A 3,712-nucleotide genomic window follows, 5' to 3' on the forward strand; every position below is an offset into this window, starting at 1 on the left:
CCCCCCCCCCCCCCCCCCCCGCGCCCCGACGCGTTCCCGCCGCCCCGCGCTCTCCCGCCCCGCCCGACGGCGCCCCGCACCCCGACCTGTCCCTCGCGGTGCGCATGGGGCTGGGCAGCGTGCGCGGGGTGGGGGACCCGGTCGCGGAGGCGATCGTCGCGGCGCGCGCGGCCGGACCGTTCACGGACCTCCGCGACCTGGTGCGTCGCGTCGACCTGACCACGGCCCAGCTCGAGGCGCTCGCGACGGGCGGCGCGCTCGAGTCCCTGGGCGTGGCCCGGCGCGAGGCGCTGTGGGCCGCCGGGGCCCTCGCCCAGGAGGGCCCGGACACGCTGCCGGGGGTCTCGGTCGGCGTCGAGGCGCCCACGCTGCCGGGCATGAGCGAGGTCGAGACCGCGGTCGCGGACGTGTGGGCCACGGGCGTCTCGACCGACTCGTACCCGACCCAGTACGTGCGTCCCGGGCTGCGCAGGGCCGGGGTCATCACGGTCGCGGAAGCGGTCGAGCACGAGGCCGGTCGGCGGGTCGCGGTCGGGGGAGTCGTGACCCACCGCCAGCGCCCCGGGACGGCGGGCGGCGTGACGTTCCTGTCGATCGAGGACGAGACGGGCCTGCTCAACGTCATCTGCACGCCCGGCCTGTGGCAGCGGTTCCGCCGGGTCGCGCGGTCGTCGCCCGCGCTCGTGGTGCGGGGGCGTCTCGAACGGGCCGACGGCGCCACGAACCTCCTCGCGGAGCACCTCGCGCCGCTGTCGCTGCAGGTCGCGTCACGGTCGCGGGACTTCCAGTAGACCTCCGCTGGCATACTCGGGGCCCATGAGGACCGGACCCGCACGTGCCCGTCGTCGATCGATGCCCGCGCTCCTGACCGGGGGCGCGGCCGCTGCCCTCGTCCTGGTGACCGGGTGCGGGGCGACCCCCGTCACCCCCGACGACCTCCTGGAAGCGCAGGGCGACCTGACGTCGGGCGTCGCGTTCGTGTCCTCGGTCGGGCGCTCCGCGCTCGACCTGATGGTCGAGCCCGGTGCGCTCGCGGAAGGGGCGGACGTGCCGAGCGCTGCGCCCCTCACCGTGGCGATCACGTGCGAGGGCGACGGAGACGCGGACGTGACGGTCGACGGCGCAGCCCTCGGATCGGTCTCGTGCGGGTTCCGCCGCGGCGACACGGGGTACGTCGCGCTGACGACCGGGGACGAGGTGGACCTGCGCCTCGGCCATGGCGTCACCGTCGAGGTGGACACGGGGGCGGCCGTGGCGGTGTCGGTGCTGGTCGAGCAGGCGGGCTGACAGGGGTGCCTTCGCTGCGTACCGCGGCCGCGTACGACGGGCAGCGCCCCTATCGGATCGGTGAGGTCCGCCCCGTGCCGTGCGCCGGGACGTCGAGGACCGGGCGCAGCTCAGGTGACGCGAGTCCGGAGCCTGTCGAGATGCGGCAAACGGGGGTCGCCGACCCGGATGTGGCCCCGTTGGCCGCATCTCGAGCGAGCACGCGAGGCCGAGCACGAGGTTGGGGTCGCTCTGGGCGCCAGAACGACCACAACCTCGTGCTCGGCAGCCCACCGGCCGGCCATGACCGTCAGACGAGCGGCTTGCGCATGCTGAAGTTCGTCAACGAGACCCCACGGAGCACGGGCCGGCGCTCCTCGACCACGACGAACCCGTGCTTCTCGAAGAAGGGGCGAGCCGTGAGGCTCGCGTACGTCGTGAGCTCGACGGCGCCGTGCTCGCGGGCCACGCGCGTCACGTGCTCGAGCAGTGCGGAGGCCACACCGCGCCGGGTGACCGCGGGGTCGACGAACATCATGTCGATGTACCCGCTGTCGTCGACGTCGCTGAACCCGAGGACCTCGTCGCCCTCGACCGCGACGACGGTGTCGGTCTGCAGGCGCTTGACCGCCCAGACGTCGAGCGAGATGTCGTCCGAACCCCAGGCCGCGATCTGCTCGGGCGAGTAGTCCTTGCTCGCCGTGACGCGCACTGCTCGCAGGAACACGCGGAGCGTCGCTTCCGCGTCGGACTCGTCGTAGGCACGCAGGATCATGGCGTCGAGCCTAGCCCGCGGACGCGCCCGGTCGTCGGGCCATCGTGCGCGGGCAGGGGTGCCCGACGTCTCAGCCGTCCCGTGAATCCGCCGTGTCGTCCGGTACCCGGTCCGCTCCCGCCGACAGCGACCACACCATGCTCACGGTGAGTGCAGTGAGGACGGAGTAGATGATCAGGGCGATCCACGAGGCAGCGGTCCCCTCGCCCCGGCTCGGGAGCCAGACCTCGGCGTCGGGGCCGTGCGCGAGGAGCACGACGAGGGCGTAGACGGCTGCGCCGCCCGCGGCGAGAACGAAGGGGCTCATGGCGGCCAGCCAGAGGAGTCGTCGGCGGGTCATGGGCGTCCTGCGTCTCGCTCTCGGTGAGGGATGTTCCGGGGCGCCTCGCACCGCGCGCGGCGGTCGTCGGTGGGGTGCCCGTCGACCCTATCGCCGACGGGCCCGGTGACGGCCTCCGGGCCCCGCGAAGTCCAGGGATCGAGACGCGTCGCGGTCCTCGACGTGCTCGGGCACGTCGCGGGCAGAGCGCGGGAGCTCAGGGCGCCGGGGGCTGAGGACCCAGCACGACCTGGATCGCTCCCCGGGCGTGCTTGCGTGCCTGCGCGAGCGTCGGGGTTCCTTGGAGTCCGAGCAGCCGTCGCCGGTGGGGTTCGCCGAGGAGGAGCGTGTACAGGGCCTGTGCCCGGGACCGCGCAACCCTGCTGGCCGGGTCGTCGCCGAGCGGTCCGGCCAGCGCCGCGGCGAGCGCCTCGATCGACACTGCCGGCCCGCGGGCGTAGAACGTCGCGGCGAGGTCGGGGAACTGGTGCGCCTCGGCGATGACGAGCCGGTGCAGCGTGACGGCCTGGTCGCCGTGCAGCGTGTGGACGATGCGGGTCGCGAGATCCTCCAGGTCCTCGCCGTCGGGCTGGGCCTCGCGTTCGTGCGCGTGCAGGTTCTCGACCGCGGCGACGAAGAGCCCGGCCTTGTCCGTGAACTGGCTGTAGATCGTCCGCTTGGTCACGCCGGCCTCGTGCGCGACGGCCTCGATCGTCGTCGCGTCGAACCCGCGAGCGCCGAAGAGCCGGGTCGCGACGTCGAGCAGCTCGGCGCGGCGGGCCGCCTGTTCGCCCTTGCGTGGGCGCCCGGGGCGGCGTGCCGCCGGAGGTCTCGTCGATCCGTCGTCCGTCGTCGTCATGCGTTAATGATACGGTCACGTTTCATTTATCGCACGCAAGGAGAACGCCGGTGGTTGGACACAGAGTGCTGCACATCGCCTTCAGCGACGACTGGGCGGCCTGCGAACGCTTCGGCGAGTACGACGTCGCCACGCGCAACACGTTGTACGAGGTCGCGGGGTTCGTGCACGCGACGACCCTGTCCGCCCTCGCCTCGGTGCTGCACGGCCCGTACGCCGACGCCTCGATCCCGCTGGTCCCGGCCGTGATCGACGAGGAGTCCCTCGCGGACGAGGGCATCGAGGTCGTGTGAGAACCGGCCGACGGAGCCCGCGCGGTCCCGAGGATCCTCGGTGCCTTCCCGATGGACGGACGGACCGTCCCGGCGGTCATCGAGCTCGAACGCGCCGACGGACGGTGGGTGGTCCCGGACCTCTCGGGCTTCTCCGTCCGTCCGTAGCGGGGACTTGGACGAGGGGTGTGCGCTGAGCGGGATCGGCTCCCGCTCAGCGC

Annotated in this window: 6 protein-coding genes; 3 read left to right on the plus strand and 3 right to left on the minus strand. The window is 73.5% G+C overall.

The genetic code is table 11. The annotated features are described in order from the left end of the window. Together H9641_RS20240 and H9641_RS13855 are read left to right on the plus strand one after the other, a co-directional pair. A partial coding sequence (locus tag H9641_RS20240; protein WP_404821947.1) for a helix-hairpin-helix domain-containing protein occupies window positions 1-791 on the plus strand: 791 nt, incomplete at its 5' end. 25 nt (window positions 792-816) lie between these two features. Continuing rightward, window positions 817-1,287 carry a hypothetical protein gene (locus H9641_RS13855; RefSeq protein ID WP_191804735.1) on the plus strand — a complete coding sequence of 157 codons (471 nt, stop codon included), beginning with the start codon at window positions 817-819 and terminating at the stop codon, window positions 1,285-1,287. Window positions 1,288-1,576: 289 nt separating this feature from the next. On the opposite strand, the gene H9641_RS13860 is transcribed toward H9641_RS13855, so the two are convergent. The 3 genes from H9641_RS13860 to H9641_RS13870 all read right to left on the minus strand — a co-directional run bounded on the left by H9641_RS13860 (window position 1,577) and on the right by H9641_RS13870 (window position 3,219). Then, window positions 1,577-2,041, minus strand: coding sequence for a GNAT family N-acetyltransferase (locus tag H9641_RS13860; RefSeq protein ID WP_191804737.1), 465 nt, complete (start codon window positions 2,039-2,041; stop codon window positions 1,577-1,579). A gap of 70 nt (window positions 2,042-2,111) precedes the next feature. Further along, window positions 2,112-2,348: a hypothetical protein gene (locus H9641_RS13865; protein WP_191804739.1), complete on the minus strand. Its 237-nt coding sequence runs from the start codon at window positions 2,346-2,348 to the stop codon at window positions 2,112-2,114. A gap of 229 nt (window positions 2,349-2,577) precedes the next feature. Continuing rightward, window positions 2,578-3,219, minus strand: coding sequence for a TetR/AcrR family transcriptional regulator (locus H9641_RS13870; RefSeq protein ID WP_191804741.1), 642 nt, complete (start codon window positions 3,217-3,219; stop codon window positions 2,578-2,580). A 50-nt stretch (window positions 3,220-3,269) separates the two neighbouring features. Here H9641_RS13870 and H9641_RS20245 point away from each other — a divergent pair, with 50 nt between their 5' ends. Next, a complete protein-coding gene (locus tag H9641_RS20245; protein ID WP_225220476.1) occupies window positions 3,270-3,512 on the plus strand; it encodes a DUF952 domain-containing protein in 243 nt (80 codons plus the stop codon). The last annotated feature ends 200 nt before the right edge of the window (window positions 3,513-3,712 follow it).

This window comes from Oerskovia merdavium, from assembly GCF_014836755.1.
GTDB lineage: Bacteria > Actinomycetota > Actinomycetes > Actinomycetales > Cellulomonadaceae > Oerskovia > Oerskovia merdavium.

Excerpts from the sequence above, each read along its gene's own strand:
- H9641_RS13870 (WP_191804741.1), bottom strand. The coding sequence starts at position 3,219 with ATGACGACGACGGACGACGGATCGACGAGACCTCCGGCGGCACGCCGC.
- H9641_RS13860 (WP_191804737.1), bottom strand. The coding sequence starts at position 2,041 with ATGATCCTGCGTGCCTACGACGAGTCCGACGCGGAAGCGACGCTCCGC.
- H9641_RS13855 (WP_191804735.1), top strand. The coding sequence starts at position 817 with ATGAGGACCGGACCCGCACGTGCCCGTCGTCGATCGATGCCCGCGCTC.
- H9641_RS13865 (WP_191804739.1), bottom strand. The coding sequence starts at position 2,348 with ATGAGCCCCTTCGTTCTCGCCGCGGGCGGCGCAGCCGTCTACGCCCTC.